Origin of the sequence: Neisseria sicca, from assembly GCF_017753665.1 — a bacterium.
Lineage (GTDB): Bacteria > Pseudomonadota > Gammaproteobacteria > Burkholderiales > Neisseriaceae > Neisseria > Neisseria flava.
Window position 1 is genome coordinate 578,308 of the sequence record NZ_CP072524.1, and the last position, 16,969, is coordinate 595,276.

The 16,969-nt window shown below is 53.7% G+C and carries 18 protein-coding genes; 3 read left to right on the forward strand and 15 right to left on the reverse strand.

The features are described 5' to 3' along the window. Positions 1 to 83 precede the first annotated feature (83 nt). Positions 84 to 1,637: a glycosyltransferase family 2 protein gene (locus J7445_RS02740; RefSeq protein WP_070656658.1), complete on the reverse strand. Its 1,554-nt coding sequence runs from the start codon at positions 1,635 to 1,637 to the stop codon at positions 84 to 86. 48 nt (positions 1,638 to 1,685) lie between these two features. After that, positions 1,686 to 2,645 (reverse strand): nucleoside hydrolase, encoded by a 960-nt coding sequence (locus J7445_RS02745; protein WP_083310457.1) that lies wholly within the window; start codon positions 2,643 to 2,645, stop codon positions 1,686 to 1,688. An 88-nt stretch (positions 2,646 to 2,733) separates the two neighbouring features. Here J7445_RS02745 and J7445_RS02750 point away from each other — a divergent pair, with 88 nt between their 5' ends. Then, on the forward strand, positions 2,734 to 3,702 hold the full coding sequence (locus J7445_RS02750) for a tRNA dihydrouridine synthase (RefSeq protein ID WP_209283127.1): 969 nt from the start codon (positions 2,734 to 2,736) through the stop codon (positions 3,700 to 3,702). A gap of 326 nt (positions 3,703 to 4,028) precedes the next feature. Further along, on the forward strand, positions 4,029 to 4,247 hold the full coding sequence (locus tag J7445_RS02760; RefSeq protein ID WP_070656625.1) for a tautomerase family protein: 219 nt from the start codon (positions 4,029 to 4,031) through the stop codon (positions 4,245 to 4,247). 194 nt (positions 4,248 to 4,441) lie between these two features. Here J7445_RS02760 and J7445_RS02765 read toward each other — a convergent pair whose 3' ends face one another. Then, on the reverse strand, positions 4,442 to 4,900 hold the full coding sequence (locus tag J7445_RS02765) for a c-type cytochrome (protein ID WP_049229763.1): 459 nt from the start codon (positions 4,898 to 4,900) through the stop codon (positions 4,442 to 4,444). Positions 4,901 to 5,026: 126 nt separating this feature from the next. Between J7445_RS02765 and J7445_RS02770 the strand changes: the two genes are divergently transcribed. Next, positions 5,027 to 5,854 (forward strand): SDR family oxidoreductase, encoded by an 828-nt coding sequence (locus J7445_RS02770; RefSeq protein ID WP_070656624.1) that lies wholly within the window; start codon positions 5,027 to 5,029, stop codon positions 5,852 to 5,854. Positions 5,855 to 5,916: 62 nt separating this feature from the next. Here the strand turns inward: J7445_RS02770 and J7445_RS02775 are convergent, their stop codons facing one another. The 12 genes from J7445_RS02775 to leuB form a co-directional block, all read right to left on the reverse strand. Beyond that, on the reverse strand, positions 5,917 to 6,585 hold the full coding sequence (locus tag J7445_RS02775) for a DUF3108 domain-containing protein (RefSeq protein WP_060974606.1): 669 nt from the start codon (positions 6,583 to 6,585) through the stop codon (positions 5,917 to 5,919). 51 nt (positions 6,586 to 6,636) lie between these two features. Next, on the reverse strand, positions 6,637 to 7,674 hold the full coding sequence (locus J7445_RS02780; protein ID WP_070656623.1) for a hypothetical protein: 1,038 nt from the start codon (positions 7,672 to 7,674) through the stop codon (positions 6,637 to 6,639). A 37-nt stretch (positions 7,675 to 7,711) separates the two neighbouring features. Further along, positions 7,712 to 8,338, reverse strand: a complete 627-nt coding sequence (gene purN, locus J7445_RS02785; protein WP_209283128.1) for a phosphoribosylglycinamide formyltransferase — start codon at positions 8,336 to 8,338, stop codon at positions 7,712 to 7,714. A 217-nt stretch (positions 8,339 to 8,555) separates the two neighbouring features. Then, positions 8,556 to 9,377 (reverse strand): FKBP-type peptidyl-prolyl cis-trans isomerase, encoded by an 822-nt coding sequence (locus tag J7445_RS02790; RefSeq protein WP_070656621.1) that lies wholly within the window; start codon positions 9,375 to 9,377, stop codon positions 8,556 to 8,558. Positions 9,378 to 9,506: 129 nt separating this feature from the next. Next, the gene (locus J7445_RS02795; protein ID WP_070656619.1) at positions 9,507 to 9,947 is read right to left on the reverse strand and encodes a DNA polymerase III subunit chi; all 441 of its coding nucleotides are present in this window, start codon (positions 9,945 to 9,947) and stop codon (positions 9,507 to 9,509) included. 122 nt (positions 9,948 to 10,069) lie between these two features. Further along, the gene (locus J7445_RS02800) at positions 10,070 to 11,680 is read right to left on the reverse strand and encodes an NAD(P)-binding protein (RefSeq protein WP_070656617.1); all 1,611 of its coding nucleotides are present in this window, start codon (positions 11,678 to 11,680) and stop codon (positions 10,070 to 10,072) included. Positions 11,681 to 11,747: 67 nt separating this feature from the next. After that, positions 11,748 to 12,140, reverse strand: coding sequence for an adenosylmethionine decarboxylase (gene speD / locus J7445_RS02805; RefSeq protein WP_070656616.1), 393 nt, complete (start codon positions 12,138 to 12,140; stop codon positions 11,748 to 11,750). After that, positions 12,137 to 12,298, reverse strand: a complete 162-nt coding sequence (locus tag J7445_RS02810; RefSeq protein ID WP_167333215.1) for a hypothetical protein — start codon at positions 12,296 to 12,298, stop codon at positions 12,137 to 12,139. The genes speD and J7445_RS02810 overlap by 4 nt, the downstream gene beginning before the upstream one ends. A 3-nt stretch (positions 12,299 to 12,301) precedes the next feature. Beyond that, positions 12,302 to 13,828, reverse strand: coding sequence for a DUF4178 domain-containing protein (locus J7445_RS02815; RefSeq protein ID WP_209283129.1), 1,527 nt, complete (start codon positions 13,826 to 13,828; stop codon positions 12,302 to 12,304). A gap of 159 nt (positions 13,829 to 13,987) precedes the next feature. After that, positions 13,988 to 15,010 (reverse strand): SPFH domain-containing protein, encoded by a 1,023-nt coding sequence (locus J7445_RS02820; protein ID WP_070656614.1) that lies wholly within the window; start codon positions 15,008 to 15,010, stop codon positions 13,988 to 13,990. Between the two features lie 86 nt (positions 15,011 to 15,096). Further along, entirely contained in the window at positions 15,097 to 15,495 is a 399-nt protein-coding gene (locus tag J7445_RS02825; RefSeq protein ID WP_019270074.1) for a DUF350 domain-containing protein, read from the reverse strand. A 377-nt stretch (positions 15,496 to 15,872) separates the two neighbouring features. Further along, positions 15,873 to 16,943, reverse strand: coding sequence for a 3-isopropylmalate dehydrogenase (gene leuB, locus J7445_RS02835; RefSeq protein ID WP_003761586.1), 1,071 nt, complete (start codon positions 16,941 to 16,943; stop codon positions 15,873 to 15,875). Positions 16,944 to 16,969: the final 26 nt, after the last annotated feature.

Below are 16,969 nucleotides of genomic sequence, written 5' to 3' on the forward strand. Positions count from 1 at the left end.
GATGGGCTGGCGGCTGCTTTAAGGTAAAACGTCGTCTGAAAAGTTTCAGACGACGTTTGAGGGGGAAACGCGCGCAAAGCGGTTTATTTTATGAACTCGTCCATGCCGTCTTCGCAGCGGATTTTTTGTTCGGACAACGTGGCTTTGAGCAGGGCGTCGTTTTGCGGCAGGGCGTCGCGTTCGGCTTCGTGATGCCAAAGGTGGTAGGCGATGCCGGAGAATTTGAGGTTGTGGCGTTTCATGCCGTTATGGAAGAGGCGGGCGACGAACTCGCTGTCTTCGCGCCCCCAGCCGACAAAGCGGTTGTCGAAGCCGTTGACAGCAAGCGCATCGCTGCGGAAAAAGCCCATATTGCAGGTTTTGATGCCTTTGTGTTTGCGGCTGCTTTGTCTGCCGATCAGGGCGGACAGGCTGCGGCAGCGCAGGGCGGAGAGGCGTTTTTCTATGCCTTGGCTGAACACGGACAAATCGGGCAATTCGCCGGAGTCTAAAATTTCTTCGGTACGCGCTTGGGTCAGGATGACGCGTGAACCTTGTATCAGCCTGCCTTTGCGTGCGAGCTTGAGGTGGTCTGCGATGAAGGAAGGGTCGAGTATCATGTCGCCGTCGATAAGGATGATGTAGTCGCTTTTTGCCTGCGCCAGCGCGCGGTTGCGCGATTCGGCGGCGCGGAAGCCATCGTCCGGCCGCCAAGAATGTTTGACGGGGATGTCGGTATGGCTGCGGATGAACTCAACGACTTCGGCGGTGTCTTGGCGCGAACCGTCGTCCGCGACGATGATTTCGTTGGGCAGGCGGGTTTGCGCGAGCGCGGATTTCAAAACCAGCTCCAGCGCGTCGGGGCGGTTGTAGGTGGTTACAATCAGGGCGACGCTGATATTGCGGTTGCGCTCGTAAAGTTTGACGTATTTGTAGTACGAACCTTGAGCGTTGGCGATGGAAATGGTCAAGCCGTCCGTGCCGTAGGCGAAACCGCGTTTGAGCAGGTAGTTTTTGACAAACGATACGCTGCCGTGCAACAGGGCTTTGAAGGGCGAGCTGTCTTTTTTGTAGCGGTTTTCTTCGGCGTAGAGCGAGCTGTATTGCTGCATTTTTTGAATCAGCACTTCGGCGTTTTCAAAGGAATAGTGTTTCAGACGACCTTCGAGTGGACGGACGTTTGCATCGGGCGGCAAGATCAGCGATTCATGCACCTGACGGTCGGAAAAGCGGGTAAAGCGTCGGTGGTAAAGGCGCGGGATAATATCGGGATACCAGCCGCAGGCTTTGATCAGGCGGCCGTTGTAGTGGTTCAGGCGCGAGAGCGAGAAGATGTTTTGTTCTTTGTTTTCCGCGACGGCTTTGCGGATGGCTGCAACTAATTCGCTATCCGCCACTTCGTCGCTGTCTATGCTGAATATCCAATTGTTTTGCGCGAGGCGGGCGGCAAGGTTTTTCATCGGGCCGAAGCCGATGAAGTCGTGTTTGTAATAACTGACGTTGGTGAAGCGTTCGGCAATTTCAAAGGTACGGTCGGTCGAGCCGTTGTCGAGCAGCAAAACTTCGTCGAAGTCTTGAAGCGCGGTTAATACTTCGGTCAGATAACGTTCCGAGTTTTTGACCAACATGGCTGCTGTGGCGGGAATTTTCGGGTTCATGATGGGGTCGTCTGAAAAGGGGTCGTCTGAAAAATCAAAATCGGGAAATCAAGGCAGTTCGGCAATGGCGGCGGTCAGTTCTTCAAACATACGGTCGGCATCGACTTCGGTGATCCAAAGCGCGTTGGGCGTTTTGCCGGTCGTTCCGTGCCAATCGACGGCGCACGCGCCAGTGGAAAGTCCGCTTTGCGTCTCCACATCCACGCGGCACATCCTGCCTGAAAACAATTCGGGGAACACGGCGCAGATAACGGCGCAAGGGTCGTGCAGCGGGCCGCCTTCCAAACCGAACTGCTGAATGTCGAAGCGTTCGTAACTTTGCAAAATATCCGCCAAACGGCTGCCGTTGGCGTTTTTCAGACGACGTAAGCGGTTCATGCGTTCAGAAGTGATTTGCGCCTTGTGGGTAACGTCCAGCGGCAATATCGTAATCGGCGCGCCGCTTTGCAACACGATTTGCGCCGCGTGCGGGTCGGTGAAGAAATTGAATTCGGCGGCTGGCGTCATGTTGCCTGCTTCAAAATAATTGCCGCCCATCAGAACAATGCGTTTGATGGCGCGGATGGCTTCCGGCGCGATGCTCAACGCCAGCGCGATATTGGTCAGCGGACCTATCGGACACAAAGTAATCGAAGCGTCTTCGGCGCAGCTCAAGGTTTCGACCAAATAGGCAACTGCGTGCTGCTTTTGCAAAGGACAGCGCGGCTCGTGCAACGCCGTACCGTCCAAGCCTGTTTTGCCGTGCACCGCTTCCGCGGTTTCCAGTTCGCGCAATAAAGGTTTGACTGCGCCGGCGTAAACGGGGAAATCTTCCTCGCCCGCCCAATCGCAGACGATACGCGCGTTTTTTGCCGCTAAATCTACGCCGACATTGCCCGCGACGACGGTCATGCCCAAAAAATCAACCAAGCCGCGCCGTGCCAGACCGTGTGCCGCCAAAATGGCCGCGGCATCGTCCTGCCCGGGGTCGGTATCGATAATCAAACGGATTTTTTCGTTCATCGCCATCGCTTGCGCCGTCTATGTGGAAAGCGTGTATTTTAACCGATATACCGCTACAATACGCATATCCTTTTTTCAGACGACCTTCTCCGATATGCAGCTTATCCTTGCGCCCATGCAGGGGCTGGTGGACGATGTGATGCGCGATTTGCTGACCCGTATCGGCGGCTACGACGAATGCGTCAGCGAGTTCGTCCGCATTACCCACACCGTCCATTCCCGTTCCACCTGGCTCAAATACATCCCCGAAATTGCCAACGGCAACAAGACCCCCGCAGGCACGCCCTGTACCGTCCAGCTTTTAGGCAGCGACGCCGACAATATGGCGGTCAACGCTTTGGAAGCCGTCCGCTTCGGCGCGGACAAAATCGACCTCAACTTCGGCTGCCCCGCCCCTACGGTCAACAAACACAAAGGCGGCGCCGTCCTGCTCAAAGAGCCCGACCTTATCCATCACATCGTCAAAACCCTGCGCCAACGCCTGCCCGAACATATACCACTCACAGGCAAAATGCGGCTCGGCTACGAAGACAAAAGCCTCGCGCTCGAATGCGCCGCCGCCATTGCCGAAGGCGGAGCCTGCGCCCTGACCGTACACGCCCGCACCAAAGTTGAAGGCTACGAACCGCCCGCGCATTGGGAATGGATACGCAAAATCCGCGAACACGTCGCCATCCCCGTAACCGCCAACGGCGACGTGTTCAGCCTCAAAGACTATATCGGCATTAAAGAGATGACGGGCTGCAACAGCGTCATGCTCGGTCGCGGCGCCGTCATCCGCCCCGATTTGGCGCGCCAAATCAAACAATACGAAAACGGCGAAACAGTCCGCGATACTGATTTCACCGAAGTTTCGACGTGGATAAATCAATTTTTTCACTTGTGTCTCGCCAAAGAAGCAAACAACAAATACCCCGTCGCTCGTCTGAAACAATGGCTGGGCATGATGAAGAAAGAGTTTGGAGAAGCGCAGGAACTGTTTGACGCGGTAAGGGTGGTCAAAGACGCAGAAGAAGTCGCGCTGATTTTGGCGGCATTTGAAGACAAGATGAATGCCGGATAATGATGAGGTCGTCTGAAAGTTTTCAGACGACCTTTAAACCCATCGCTTAAGGCGGAATAAAATAAAAACAGGACGTTTCTAAGCCGTTATAGTGGATTAACTTTAAATCAGGACAAGGCGACGAAGCCGCAGACAGTATAGATAGTACGGAACCGATTCACTTGGTGCTTCAGCACCTTAGAGAATCGTTCTCTTTGAGCTAAGGCGAGGCAACGCCGTACTGGTTTAAAGTTAATCCACTATATTTCTCTTCCTGCGCAGGCGGGAGCGAGAAAGACACTATGAATCGGATTATTTGAATTTACTACATCTTAGAAAGGACAATGATGCCTTACGTTAATATCAAGGTAACGGGCGGTAGCGAGGCTCCGAATGCCGAACAGAAAGCCAAGCTTATCCATGGCGTTACCGAGTTGCTTGCCCGTGTATTGAATAAAAATCCGCATACCACGGTCGTCGTCATTGACGAAGTGGATATGGATAACTGGGGTATCGGGGGCGAGAGCATTACCGTGCGCCGCGCCAAATCGAAAAAATCAGGATAAGCGCGCCTTGTCGGGAATGGATAGCGTCATATCGGCTTGCGTCTGCGTGAAAAGAGAAATGACAGCGGTACAAAAAGCCGGTTTGGGATACTTGTCCGCAATGTTCGGATATGACTTTTTTCCTGTTCATCGAAACTCAAAAGGTCGTCTGAAACCGGATTTCAGACGACCTTTTTGTGTTTCTGCGCAGCGGTTTATTCTTCCGGAGCGCGGAAGGTGTCGTGGCAGGATTTGCAGCTTGCGCCGGTTTCGCTGTAAGCGGCTTTGATTTCTTCCAACTTGCCAGTTTGTGCGGCGGCGTTCAGTTTCTCAACGGCTGCGGCGAATTTGTCTTCTTCGGCTTTGAATTTAGCCGCATCAGACCAAACCGCAGGCAGGGCGCGGCCGTTGCCTTTGTCGTCAGATTGGAAGAAGGTGAAAGGTTTTTTGCTGCTTTCGGCAAAGGTTGCCGCAGCCTGCTTGAATTTCTCTACGTCGTAAGGCTCTTCGCCTTTTACCATTTTGCCCATGCCGGAGAACTCGGGCATCATGGATTTGAACGCAGTGGTACGGTCTTCGGAGATCGGGCCTTTGGGTTGCGCGGGTGCGCCGCCACCGCAGGCGGCAAGGGTCAGGGCAGCGAGCAGCGCCGCTGAGAAGAGTTTGGTATTCATGGCTTTTGTGTCCTGTGATAGTATTTTGTTATTCATATTTTTCAGACGACATCCGAAGAGGTCGTCTGAAAAGTTGCAATCATACCTGAAATGGGTTTACAAAACGAGAAAAGAAAGGAAATAGTTATGGCGATTTTGGTTACCGGCGCGTCAGCAGGTTTCGGTGAGGCGATGTGCCGCACGTTTGCGCAGGCCGGTTATTTTGTTATCGGTGCGGCGCGGCGCGGCGAGAAACTGCAGGCATTGGCGGCTGAATTGGGCGAGCGGTTTTATCCTTTGGAAATGGACGTTTCGCGTACCGAGTCGATACGCAACGCGCTCGACAGCCTGCCTGAAAATTTTGCCGAAATCGATTGCCTGATCAACAACGCCGGATTGGCTTTGGGTTTGGAAACGGCGGACAAAGCAGATTTTGGCGATTGGGAAACCATGATTCAAACGAACATCGTTGGTCTGACTTTCTTAACGCGCCAAATCCTGCCGCAAATGGCGGAGCGCAAACAAGGCTATATCATGAATCTGGGTTCGATTGCCGGCAGCTATGCCTACGAGGGCAGCAACGTGTACGGCGCGACCAAGGCGTTTGTGCGCCAGTTCAGCATGAACCTGCGCGCGGAATTGGCGGATAAAAACATCCGCGTCACCAACATCGAGCCGGGTTTGTGCGGCGGTACCGAGTTTTCCAACGTCCGCTTTAAGGGCGATGACGAGCGTGCGGAAAAGGTTTATGAAAACGTCGAATCCATTCAGCCGCAAGACATCGCGGACACGGCTTTATGGCTCTATCAGCGTCCGGCGCACATGAACGTCAACTCCATCGAAATCATGCCTGTTGCCCAAACATTTGCCGGTATGAAAGTGATCCGCAATGCGCTGCCCGTACCCGCGCAGGCAGAGAATTTCGAGAAACAAAGCATGTCTTTGTTTGCACGGATTAAGTCGTGGTTTAAATAGGGTTTTGAAAGAAGAAAGGTCGTCTGAAAATGGTTTTCAGACGACCTTTTTAGTTAGGGATTTCAGGGTTTGACAGGTTTGCCGTTGATGCTGACGGAAGTCAGTTTCAAATCGTAGGTTTTGCCGTCGTCGGTATAGCTGATTTGGGCGGGGATGTTGCCCAAGGAGGTGGCGAAGGAATAGGTTACAGTGTCGTCGCCGCGTTGTACGCGGTATTTTTCGACGGGTATGGCTTTGCCGTTCAGGGTATAGCTGCCGCTGCCGATTTTGCTCATACCGCTGACGGGATAGATTTTTTTGCCGTTGGTGATGCTCAGGCGGGCGGGCAGTTTCGCATCGTTGGCGGCAAGCTGCCATGCCAGCGTGAATAAATCGCTGATGTTGCCGCCGACGGTTTCGGTTTGCAGCTCGCCTGTTTTACCGTAGGTAACCTGATTGCCTCGGAATTTGGCTTCGGCATAGGTTTTGCCGTCGCGGACATCTTTGTAGTAACTCGGGCGGATGGTGTTGCCGCTGATGCTGCCGCCGGATTCGAAACGGATGTGGTAGAGCGGGACTTTGATTCTGGAAACGATGGTGTATTGGTTGCCGCTGCGTGTGAAGGTCATGGTGGCGGGTATGCCGTAGCTGCCGGAGTATTTCAGGGTGGCTGATTGGGGTAGTCCTGCGGCATAGGCGTTTGCGGCGCTTAGGGAGAGGGCGGCGGCGATTAGCAGGGTGGGTGTTTTCATGATATTTCCTCCTGTTTTGGGTCGTCTGAAAGGGTTTCAGACGAGCTTGGTTTATTGGAGATTGCCCGAACCGAACATAAATTCTATCTGGCTTTGGTAATGGCTGTTGCCGTTGCGTTTGTCGAAGTCGGCGGCAAGCTCGTGGGCATGTTGCGCCGCATCTTCGTCAAAGGGGTAGAGTGCGATGAGGTAGTCCAAATAGAGCATATTGTCGTTTTGGGCATGTTGAATAATGGCGTCGCCGTGCCGGTTCATCAAATCGAGGGCGCGTTGCGACTGTCCGAGTTTGTAAGCCAGTTGGGAGAAGAGGGGGATAAGGCGTACGAAAATTTCGTCTTCTTCGGCGTTGATTTTGTCTATGGCTTCATCCAAAAGACGCTCTGCTTCCGGATATTTGCCCAGCCGTATCATGCTGTCGACGGCGGGATGGTAGGTAATATGCGGCACTTCGGCGCAGGTCATTTCGCCCGTTAAGATGGGTTGGGCGGTGTCGATGGCTTTTTGATACTGTCCGATGAAATGGTAGAAGTTGACTTGTTCGGTCTGTTCGCACGCGGGACAGTCGGAAAATTCGTCCGTCGCGGTTTGCTGCCATTTTTGGAAATTTTCTTTGGCGGCGGTGTGGTCTCCGGTCAGGATGTTTTGCAGCATCAGTGTTTTATAAAATGATGAAAGACTGAACCGCATGTTTTCATAGTGGTAACGCATTGTTTCGTTCGCTTCCTCGATTTCCTTTTTGTCGAGAAAAAGGTCGCGGGCAAGCGTAGGAATGATCCATTTGAATTTCCACTGGCAATCGATTAAATCGTAGAAACCTTCGGGAAAGCCGTCGTCTTCAGGATGCTGCTCGTAGCTTTCGTCACAGCGGTCCAAGTGATGGTCGATCAGCCAGTTTAGGCAGTGCAGCTTGAAACCGGGAGAAAAGGATTGGTTGCTGAGTACGTCGCCGACAACAAAATTGCATAATGCCAACGTTGTTTCAGGGTTGTTTTTGAGGCTTTGGTTGAATAAATCGATGGCTTTGCTTTGGCGTTGACGGTAGTCGGATTCGGAAATGATATCCAAAAGGGTCAACTGGTTTTGGCTCATGGTTTTTCCTTGTATTGTGTCGCGAATTGGGAGTGGATTACGCGAGCAGGGTTTGCCCTTCGGCGTTGCCTGCTGAATTGAAAACTCGGTTGCCTTCGATTTTCAGACGACCTGCGACGAAATCGGCAACGGCTTGCGGGAATAGGCGGTGTTCGACGGTAAGGACGCGGGCAGCAATGTCGTCGGGTGTGTCGCCGTCAAGTATCGGGACGATGCCTTGCGAGATAATCGGACCGCAGTCCAGCTCGGGGGTCACGAAGTGGATGGTACAGCCGGCAACGCGGCAGCCCGCTTCGAGGGCGCGTTCGTGGGTGTGCAGACCGGTGAAGGCGGGAAGGATGGACGGGTGGATGTTGATCAGGCGGTTTGGGTAATGGGCGCAGAATTCGGGCGTGAGAATGCGCATAAAACCTGCAAGGACGACCAAATCAGGTTGATAGGCATCGATTTTCTCCATCATGGCTTGGTCGAAATCGAGGCGGCTAGGGAAGTCTTTGTGGTTGAGGCTGTCGGTGGAGATGCCGCGCTCGGCTGCCCAAGCCAGTCCGGCAGCGGTTGCGCTGTTGCTGAGGACGGCGACGATGCGGGCGTCGGGAATGGCAGCATTGACGATGGCCTGCATATTGCTGCCGCGGCCGGAGATGAGGATAACGATGTTTTTCATGGTGTCGGGCTTTCGATTTTTTTCAGGCAGTCATTGTATAGCAAAATAAAATCGGAATGCTATGCGTGATATGGATGGGAATCGGATTTGCAAAGGTCGTCTGAAACGGATAAACCGTACCGTTGCTGCCTGAAAACAGATAACGGCAGTTGGGGTGGATTTGTAATGAAAAATGCCCGAAACGGATTAGGTTCGGGCATTGGGTTAAAGCGCGGGCTTATTGGACTTTTTTGATGTCAACTTGACCGGGGGCAGGCTGGAAGTCTTCGGGTTTACCGATTTTAACCAGCTTCACGTCGAATACCAAAGTGGAATTCGGACCGATTTTACCACCGGGAACTGCCTGATCGCGGTAGGCAAGTTTGGACGGGATATAGAATGTGGCTTCGCCGCCTTCTTTCAAGAGTTGAATGCCTTCGGTCCAGCCAGGGATGACTTGGCTGACGGGGAAGGTAGCAGGGCTGCCGCTGGCTTTACTGCTATCGAAGACGGTACCGTCAATCAGGCGGCCTTCGTATTCGACAACGACGATGTCGTCTTTGGTAGGCTGTTTGCCTTCACCTTCTTTGGTGATTTTGTATTGCAGGCCGGAGGCGGTGGTTTTCACGCCTTCTTTAGTTGCATTTTCTTTAAGGAACGCTTCGCCTTTTTCAAAGTTGGCTTTGGCGTCAGCTTGAAGTTTTTCTGCGGCTTTGGTTTGTTGTTCGGTCAGGAATTTCATCATGACTTCTTGCGCTTGAGCTTCGGTCATTTTGTTTTCTTTGCCTTCATAAGAAGCCTGCATGGCTTCGATGAAGACTTTCATATCGATTTCCGCACCTTGATCTTTCATTTGTTTCAAAGATCTGCCGATGTCCATACCCATTGCGTAGCTGGCTTGTTGGGTCGGTGTGCCGATAGAAGATGCGTCTGTTGCAGCAGAAGCTGCGGATGCGGGAGCAGAGGCAGCCGCAGGTGTATTGGCGTCTTTTTTATCGCAGGCGGTCAGTGCCAATGCGGCGGCGATTGCCAATGCGCTAAATTTGAAAGTTTTGTTCATGGTGTTTTCGTCTTTTAAAAGGGTCAGTAAAAGAAAGTCGGGATTATAGCCCAGTTTGATTCAAAAGGAATCAAAGCTGTTTAAATTTTTGGCTTGGAGTGTAAAGCTGTTTTCAGACGACCTTCGGTTTCAGGCTTTTCCAGTCATATTGTGGTGTTCGATGGTAAAGCCGCTTTTTCTGTATGCGCTGAAGCGTTCGCGTGCGTCGGCGAGTTCTTCCAGGCTGCTGCCTACGATTTCGAGTACGCGGGCGGGGATGACAGGGGCTTCGTTCCAAAAGTCGGGCGAGAGGTTGAGGACGATGGCGTTTTCAAGTACGGTGGGCAGTGTGTTGCCGAATGCGAGCCATACGGGTGTTTCAGACGACATGGGTTGGTCAGGCTGCCAGATTTCGTGCGGAATGAAACTTTCGGGGATTTGCTGCCAAAGGTCGCGGTCGAGGCGGCGGATGGTCTCGGCAGAATCTGACCACACCAATATCTGTCCGCCGTCGCGTATGGCGCGCGCAATCAGGCGGCAGGCGAAGGCGGCGGGGTCGGCGGCGTGGGTGTAGAAAGTGGCTTTAGGCATGGCGAGGGAGTGGGGTGGGGAAATGGGGATTATAGTGAAAACGGGTTGAAAGGGCTATCGGGCTTTCTGTATTGAATTCAAACCTTTTGTCTTTGTTTTTTCGGACGCCTTTTTTGCGGCAGTCAGCCCCGTTCCAACACCTTCCGCGCCGCTTCCACGCCCCAATACAAAGCCTCCTCGAATACCGAATAGCCGCTCAAATCGCTGTGGGCAAACAGCAATCCTGACGAGCGGTTTCTGATTTTTAACAAAGATTCGTCGTTCAGATAACCGATTTTCGGTACGCTCATGCCATGTCCGCGCACCGTAACATCAACGTGGGAAACGTGTTGCCAGAAGCCTTCTCCGTAGGCGGCGATCAAGTCTTTGGCGGCCAAGTCGCGCAGTGCTTCGTCGGTGGCTTCGAGCAGTTGGCGGCGGACGGCTTGCGGGGTGTCGTGGTTGAGCGCGGTGTAGGCAGTAAAAATCGTGCGTTCGGGGCGGGCGACGCGGATGAGCTGGTTGGTGGCGACGACATAGCCGAGTCCTTGGCTGCCGTAGATGACATTATCCCATGCGGTTTCGCTGTTGTTTTTTTCTTTCGGGAAGCTGTGCAACTCGAAATTGGCGACCAACCACGGGGCGTATTCGGGAATGTTCAAACCGTATTGCGCGGGATTTTCGACGATGCGGGCGGCGACCATCAACGGCATGGCGGAGATAACGTGTTGCGCGGTCAGGGCGACGGTTTCGCCGCTTGAATTGTCGCGCAGCCAAACTTCGATACGGTCGTCTGAAAGGGGTTTGATTTTGACGGCGGATGCGTTGACGGAAGCGGGTTTGTCGAAGCGGATGCGGTTTTCAGACGACCGTTGCCAACCTTCCTGCAAACCGGCATGGCGGCGCAGGTTTTCAGAAAGATGCGCCAAACCTTCGGGCCAGGTAAGGACGGTTTCCACGCTGTTGCGGGCGGCGAAGTAATGCAGTCCGGCAAAGGCGGATACTTGCGCTATGCCCTGCCCGTAATCGTCGCGGCAGCAGTAATCGAGATACCACAAGAGTTCGGGCGAGGTGTAGCCCTCTTGCGCAAGCCATTGTTTGAACGTCAGGCTATCAAGTTTGCGCCACGTTTCGTCTGCCGATGACAAGGCAATTGGAATGGCGAAAATCTTTTTGCCGTCGCTGCCGTAAGCCTGTTTCAGACGACCGATTAAATCAAAAAAACGTTTGGAATCCGTATCTTCTTTCGGCAACAAGTGTTCTTGCCATTTATCCTGATACCAAAGGCGCGACTCGGGCGCGTAAACCAAATCGGTTTCCCTGAAACTGCCGTCCGATTGCAAGATACCAAAATCCGCCAGCATCTCGCGCACATACACGCTCTCTTTCGACGGCAACGCAAGATAATGCGCTCCGCTCGGCGCTTTCAGGCCGTCTGAAGCGGCGTAGGCGGCATTGTTGCCGTTGCGCTCGAACCCTTCCGCCAACAATACATCACGATGACCGTGTTTCGCCAAATACCACAACGCCCCCAAACCCGCCGCGCCGCCGCCGAGTATCAGCGTATTGCATTCGTAACGGCGGGTCGGCGGGCTGAGCAATTTCCCGTCGCGCAACAAATGCCCCAACGGCAGCCCGACGCGGTTGACGGAAATCGGCGGTTTACGGTTGAGGCGGTTGTAAGTCAGCCAAGAGAAAGAGGACGCAGCGGCAAGCGCGGCGGTATAACTGAGAAATTGACGGCGTGTCGGCATGGAGTTGAATGTCGGTTTAGGGTTCTGACAGGTCGTCTGAAAACATCAAGACGGTTTCAGACGACCTTTACAGGTTTTGTTGTTCTACTGGCGGCTGAGTATCGTCCAATATTCCTTCGCCACGTTGCGCAACCGTCCAAACAGCCCGTTCTGCCGCCAATTCCCTGCACAATATTTCCTTCACTCTTTCCAACTTCATGCCGCCGCAGATGAATGCGTCTATGGCGGCAAAGCGGTGTTCCGGCCACGTGTGGATGCTGATGTGGGATTCGGCGAGCAGTAACACGCCGGTTATACCGCCTGCCCCGCCGAAGGTGTGGAAACGCTCGGCGAGGATGGTGGCTTCTGCGGCTTGGGCGGTGGCTTTGAGGGCGGTTTTCAGACGACCCTCGTCTTTCAAGACAGCTTCATCACAGCCATATAAATCCAAAAGACCGTGGTTGCCGGGGATATGGGTCATTTATGACCTCCGGAATAACCGCTACCGCCGTAATAACCGCCGCCGTAATAGCCGCCGGAGTGCATACGCGAGCCGTCAGAATCGGAAGAGCCGTAGCTGATAATCATGGAAATGACGATGATGATGGTACTGAAAATGATGTAAGTAGTTCTCGACATGGTTTAATCCTCGTCCTCGTCCTCGTCTTTTTTGCCCATAGTCCACATTAACCAGGCTCCTATGAGGATGACTGAGGGGGTGGCAGGGTTGTCGCTGATTATCAAAGCAGGGAGGTTGACGACAACCAAGATGGCGGTCATCACGATTCTCAGTGATTTATCAATACCGTCTGCCGCCATTTTTGCGGTGTAATGCGGTGCGCGGCTGCTCAGGCTAAATGCCTCGGCAACTTCGCTGTAATCAACCGGTACGCTTTTGCTCCATGCCATTTCGTGCGTGTTCAATTCGGCAGAAAGTTTGCGGTTTTGTCCGTCGCGGTAGTCGCTGTAATAGTTCAAATCGCCGCTTCGGATGCGCCAGTAGAACGCGCCGGCCGCGACTTCGACCCTGCCGCCGTAGTCGTAAAGTTTGCCGCAGCCTTGCGGTTGGCGGTTTCGGTCGAGGCGCGGCCATGTGTTTTGGGTTTGGGAAAGGTTCCAGCCGTCATCGGATTCGACCAGCCACAGGAAACCTTGCGTCGGGTTGTAAAGCAGATATTCCGACCATTGACCTTCGGGCGTGAGCACGCGGTCGGCGCCGTTAAACAGGTTGTCGAATGTTTCCTGTGCGTCGGTTTCGGCGTATCTGACCGCCCCCATAACGTAAAATTCGCGGTTTTTCAGACGGCCTTGTCTGCCGACGGACAGGGTAAACAGGCTTTGCTGCGCCGTGCGCATGGCGTTGGCGGTAATGAGTTCGGCTTTGTCTTTGCCGATTGCCAATTCGCTGCCGCAGCTTGGGCAGTTGAGATGGGAGGTGAGGCCGTTGACCCAGTGGACGGACGAGCCGCAGTTGGGGCAGTTTTCCGAGGAAATACTGCCTTTCAGACGGCCTGCGCTTTCTTTGATTTCGTCTTCGCTGCGGGTATTTTCCAGCTTCAAATCATCCAAGTTCACCATGCGGCCGAAGAAGGTTTCGGGGGTGTCGCCGCTGTAATCGAGCGTGATGAAAAGGTCTTCGCAACGCCAGTCTGCGACTTTGTTCTGACGGTCTTCGTCCAAAACAAACGGCAGCTCGCCCTGCGCGGCAGCGCGTTTCAAGCTGATGTGGCGTACGTCTGAGGCGACATAGCGTTTGTTTTGGAAAGTCAGTTCGCTAAATCCTGCCCGAATGTCCTCAAAGCGCGGCGGGTTGTCGGTTTCGACGGGCATGGTCATCACATACAAATCGCCTGCTTCCGAAAGCCAGCCCGTCCTGCCGTCGTCAAACAGCGCGTACCATTCGTTCCATGCGCCGTCGTCGTATTGCACCTGAAGCCGCCCGACCAGGGTGAAGCGTTGCGTAACGAATGTGCCGGCCGTACCGATTTGCAGCGGGCTGAAATCTTCCAGCAATGCGGAATCGCGGCCGGAATCGACGATACCGTCATCCTGCCGCACCAGCATGCTGTTGCAGTAGCCGCACACCAGCGTAACGGCTGAGGCGGAATGCGCTTCGACAGGCGCGCCGCAGCTCGGGCAGTCGGTTTTAAAGAAGGGGGTGTTTGACATGTTTGCTTTTCGGAAGTGGGTTGGAAGTTTCAGACGACCTTGCAATAGTGTGGGACGGATTGTTTTTTAAAAATCGAAATATCGACGGCTGGATTTTACCGTATAGACTGACCGAACAGGTAAAGGCCGTCTGAAACCGTTTTCAGACGGCCTATTTCCTCAGCCGATCAACTGCTTCAACACTTCCGCTTTGGCTTTATCGTAATCCTCTTGAGCAATCAAACCGCCGTCCAGCAAAGATTTGAGTTTCGCCAATTTTGCCTGCGGGTCTTCGGAGGCCGTCTGAACGCTTTGGGCAGGTTGTGCTGCCGGTTGAACCGCTGGCTGCATCATGCCTGCCATCGCGCCAGCCATTGCCTGACCGACGCCTGCGCCTACGCCCAAGCCTGCGCCGATTCCAGCAAGCCCGCCTTCGTTTTGCGCGGCGAGCGGGATGGATTCGGCGGTTTGGTATTGGGTGTAGCGTCCCAAGTCGCCGATGACGCCCATGGAAATTTTCTTATCCAACGCTTCTTGGATGGCGGCAGGCAGAGTGATACTTTCGACGGTGAAGTTTTCGAGCGTCAAGCCGAGTTTGGCAAACTCTGCGCCGAGCAACTCGCCGATTTTTTGCGACAGCAAAACTTGGTTTGCCGCCATATCCAAAAACGGAATGCCTGAGCTGCCGAACGCCGCTGCGAGTTGGGTGACGGCGATATTGCGCAACTGGGCTTCCAACTCCGCGCCGCTGTATTCTGCCGCTACACCGCTGACTTCTTTAAAGAATTTTGCCGGATCGCTGATGCGGTAGGCGTACATACCGAACGAGCGCAACTGTACCGCGCCGAATTCGGCATCGCGCACGGTAACGGGTTGCGACGTCCCCCATTTCCGCGCAAGCTGTTGTTTGGTATTGAAAAAATAAACATCGGATTTAAACGGGGATTCAAAGAGTTTGTCCCAGTTTTTCAGGTTGGTCAGCAGCGGCAGCGTTTGCGTGTTGAGCGTGTAACGCCCCGGTCCGAACACGTCGGCGGTTACGCCCTCATCGACAAACATCGCCATCTGCGCCTCGCGCACGGTCAGGCTCGCGCCGTTTTGGATTTCCTCATCGGCAATCGGGAAACGCCACATCAGCAGGCTGTCGTCGGGATTCGGCCATTGGATGACGTCGATAAACTGTTTCTTGATAAAGTTGAACATTGCGGTTCCTTATTTTGAAGAATGGGATAACACGGAGCGGGGCGGAAATGCGGGCAGCCGTATATTTTGCAAACTGTTTATATAAATCAGGTCAAACAAGCGGCATTCAAGATACCGATGGACACGGACACCGCGCCATAGAGTGCGCCGACGGCGACGTTGTTGCCGATAAGTTCTTCCGTTGCGCCTTTAATCATCATCGTGGCGGCAAAATACACCAAAATTTGAATCACTGCCGCGACGAGACCCCACAGGATAAAATCGACGAAACTGACACTATGGGCAATACTGGACGCGAGTGTCAGACAAAATCCGACCAGCGCACCGCCGAACGACAAGGCGCAGGCAAGGTTGCCGTTTTTAATCAGCCGCAACTCTTCCGCAGGCGTGATACGCAGATACATCGCGCCGAAAACGACAGTCATCACTACACCCGCAAGCATATATTGCAGGTAAAGCAGGTATTGGGGCAGGGAAATACTCACGATAGGGATTCCTTGTCAGATATTTTTGATGCTTTTGATTATGCCATATTTCAATAGTAAAGGTCGTCTGAAAAGGGTTTCAGACGACCTTTTACTGTTTTTTGCTTTGTTTTGGGCTGTCAGGCTGGCGGAGGCAGAAGAGGGAATGAGACTATAGTGGATTAACTTTAAACCAGTACGGCGTTGCCTCACCTTGCCGTACTATCTGTACTGTCTGCGGTTTCGTCGCTTTGTCCTGATTTAAAGTTAATCCACTATATAACCTGTCCCGCACCATTCTCGATAAGGCCTCAAAAAGCTATAAAAATTGTTTGAAAAAATGCGCGGAGTTTTCCGCGCATTTTGCTTAAAACGTACTCTCGTTTTCAGATGACCTTTTACAAGGCGGCGAGTACGGCATCGCCCATTTCGGAGCAGGAAACGAGTTTTGTACCTTCTTCGTAAATATCGCCGGTGCGCAAGCCTTGTTGTAGCACTTTTTGGACGGCGCTTTCAACTTGTTGCGCGCGCGCTTCATCGTTCAGGCTGTAACGCAGCAGCATGGCAAGCGAGAGGATGGTGGCCAGCGGGTTGGCTTTGTTTTGTCCGGCGATGTCGGGAGCAGAGCCGTGTGACGGTTCGTACAGGCCTTTGCCGTTTTCGTCCAACGAGGCGGAGGGCAGCATGCCGATGGAGCCCGTCAGCATGGAGGCTTCGTCGGAGAGGATGTCGCCGAAGATGTTGCCGGTGGCGATGACGTCGAATTGTTTGGGCGCGCGCACGAGCTGCATGGCGGCGTTGTCCACATACATGTGGGAGAGTTCGACGTCGGGGTATTGTTTGCCGATTTCTTCAAAGATTTCGCGCCACAGTTCGGTGGTTTCCAAAACGTTGGCTTTGCCGACGGAGCAGACTTTTTTGCTGCGTTTTTGGGCGGATTGGAAGGCGACGTGGGCGATGCGGCGGATTTCGCTTTCGCTGTATTTCATGGTGTTGTAGCCTTCGCGTTCGCCGTTTTCCAGAACGCGGATGCCGCGCGGTTCGCCGAAGTAGATGTCGCCGGTGAGTTCGCGCACGATGAGGATGTCGAGGCCTGCGACGATTTCGGGTTTGAGCGTGGAGGCGTTGGCAAGCTCGGGATAGAGGATGGCGGGGCGCAGGTTGGCAAACAGGTTCAGATCTTTGCGGATTGCCAATAGTCCGCGTTCGGGGCGTAGCGGGCGGTCAAGATTGTCGTATTGCGGGCTGCCGACCGCGCCGAGCAGGACGGCATCGGCTTTGCGGCAGAGGTTTTGCGTAAATTCGGGATAGGGATGGCCGTATTCGTCGTAGGCTTCGCCGCCCAATGGGGCGTATTCGTAGCTGGCGTCCAAGCCTTGGGCGATGAGTTTGTCGAGTACGCGGACGGTTTCGGCGACGATTTCGGGACCGATGCCGTCGCCTCGGAGGATGGCGATATGTTTGGTCATTTTGGGTTTCCTTACGGGAAAGTTTT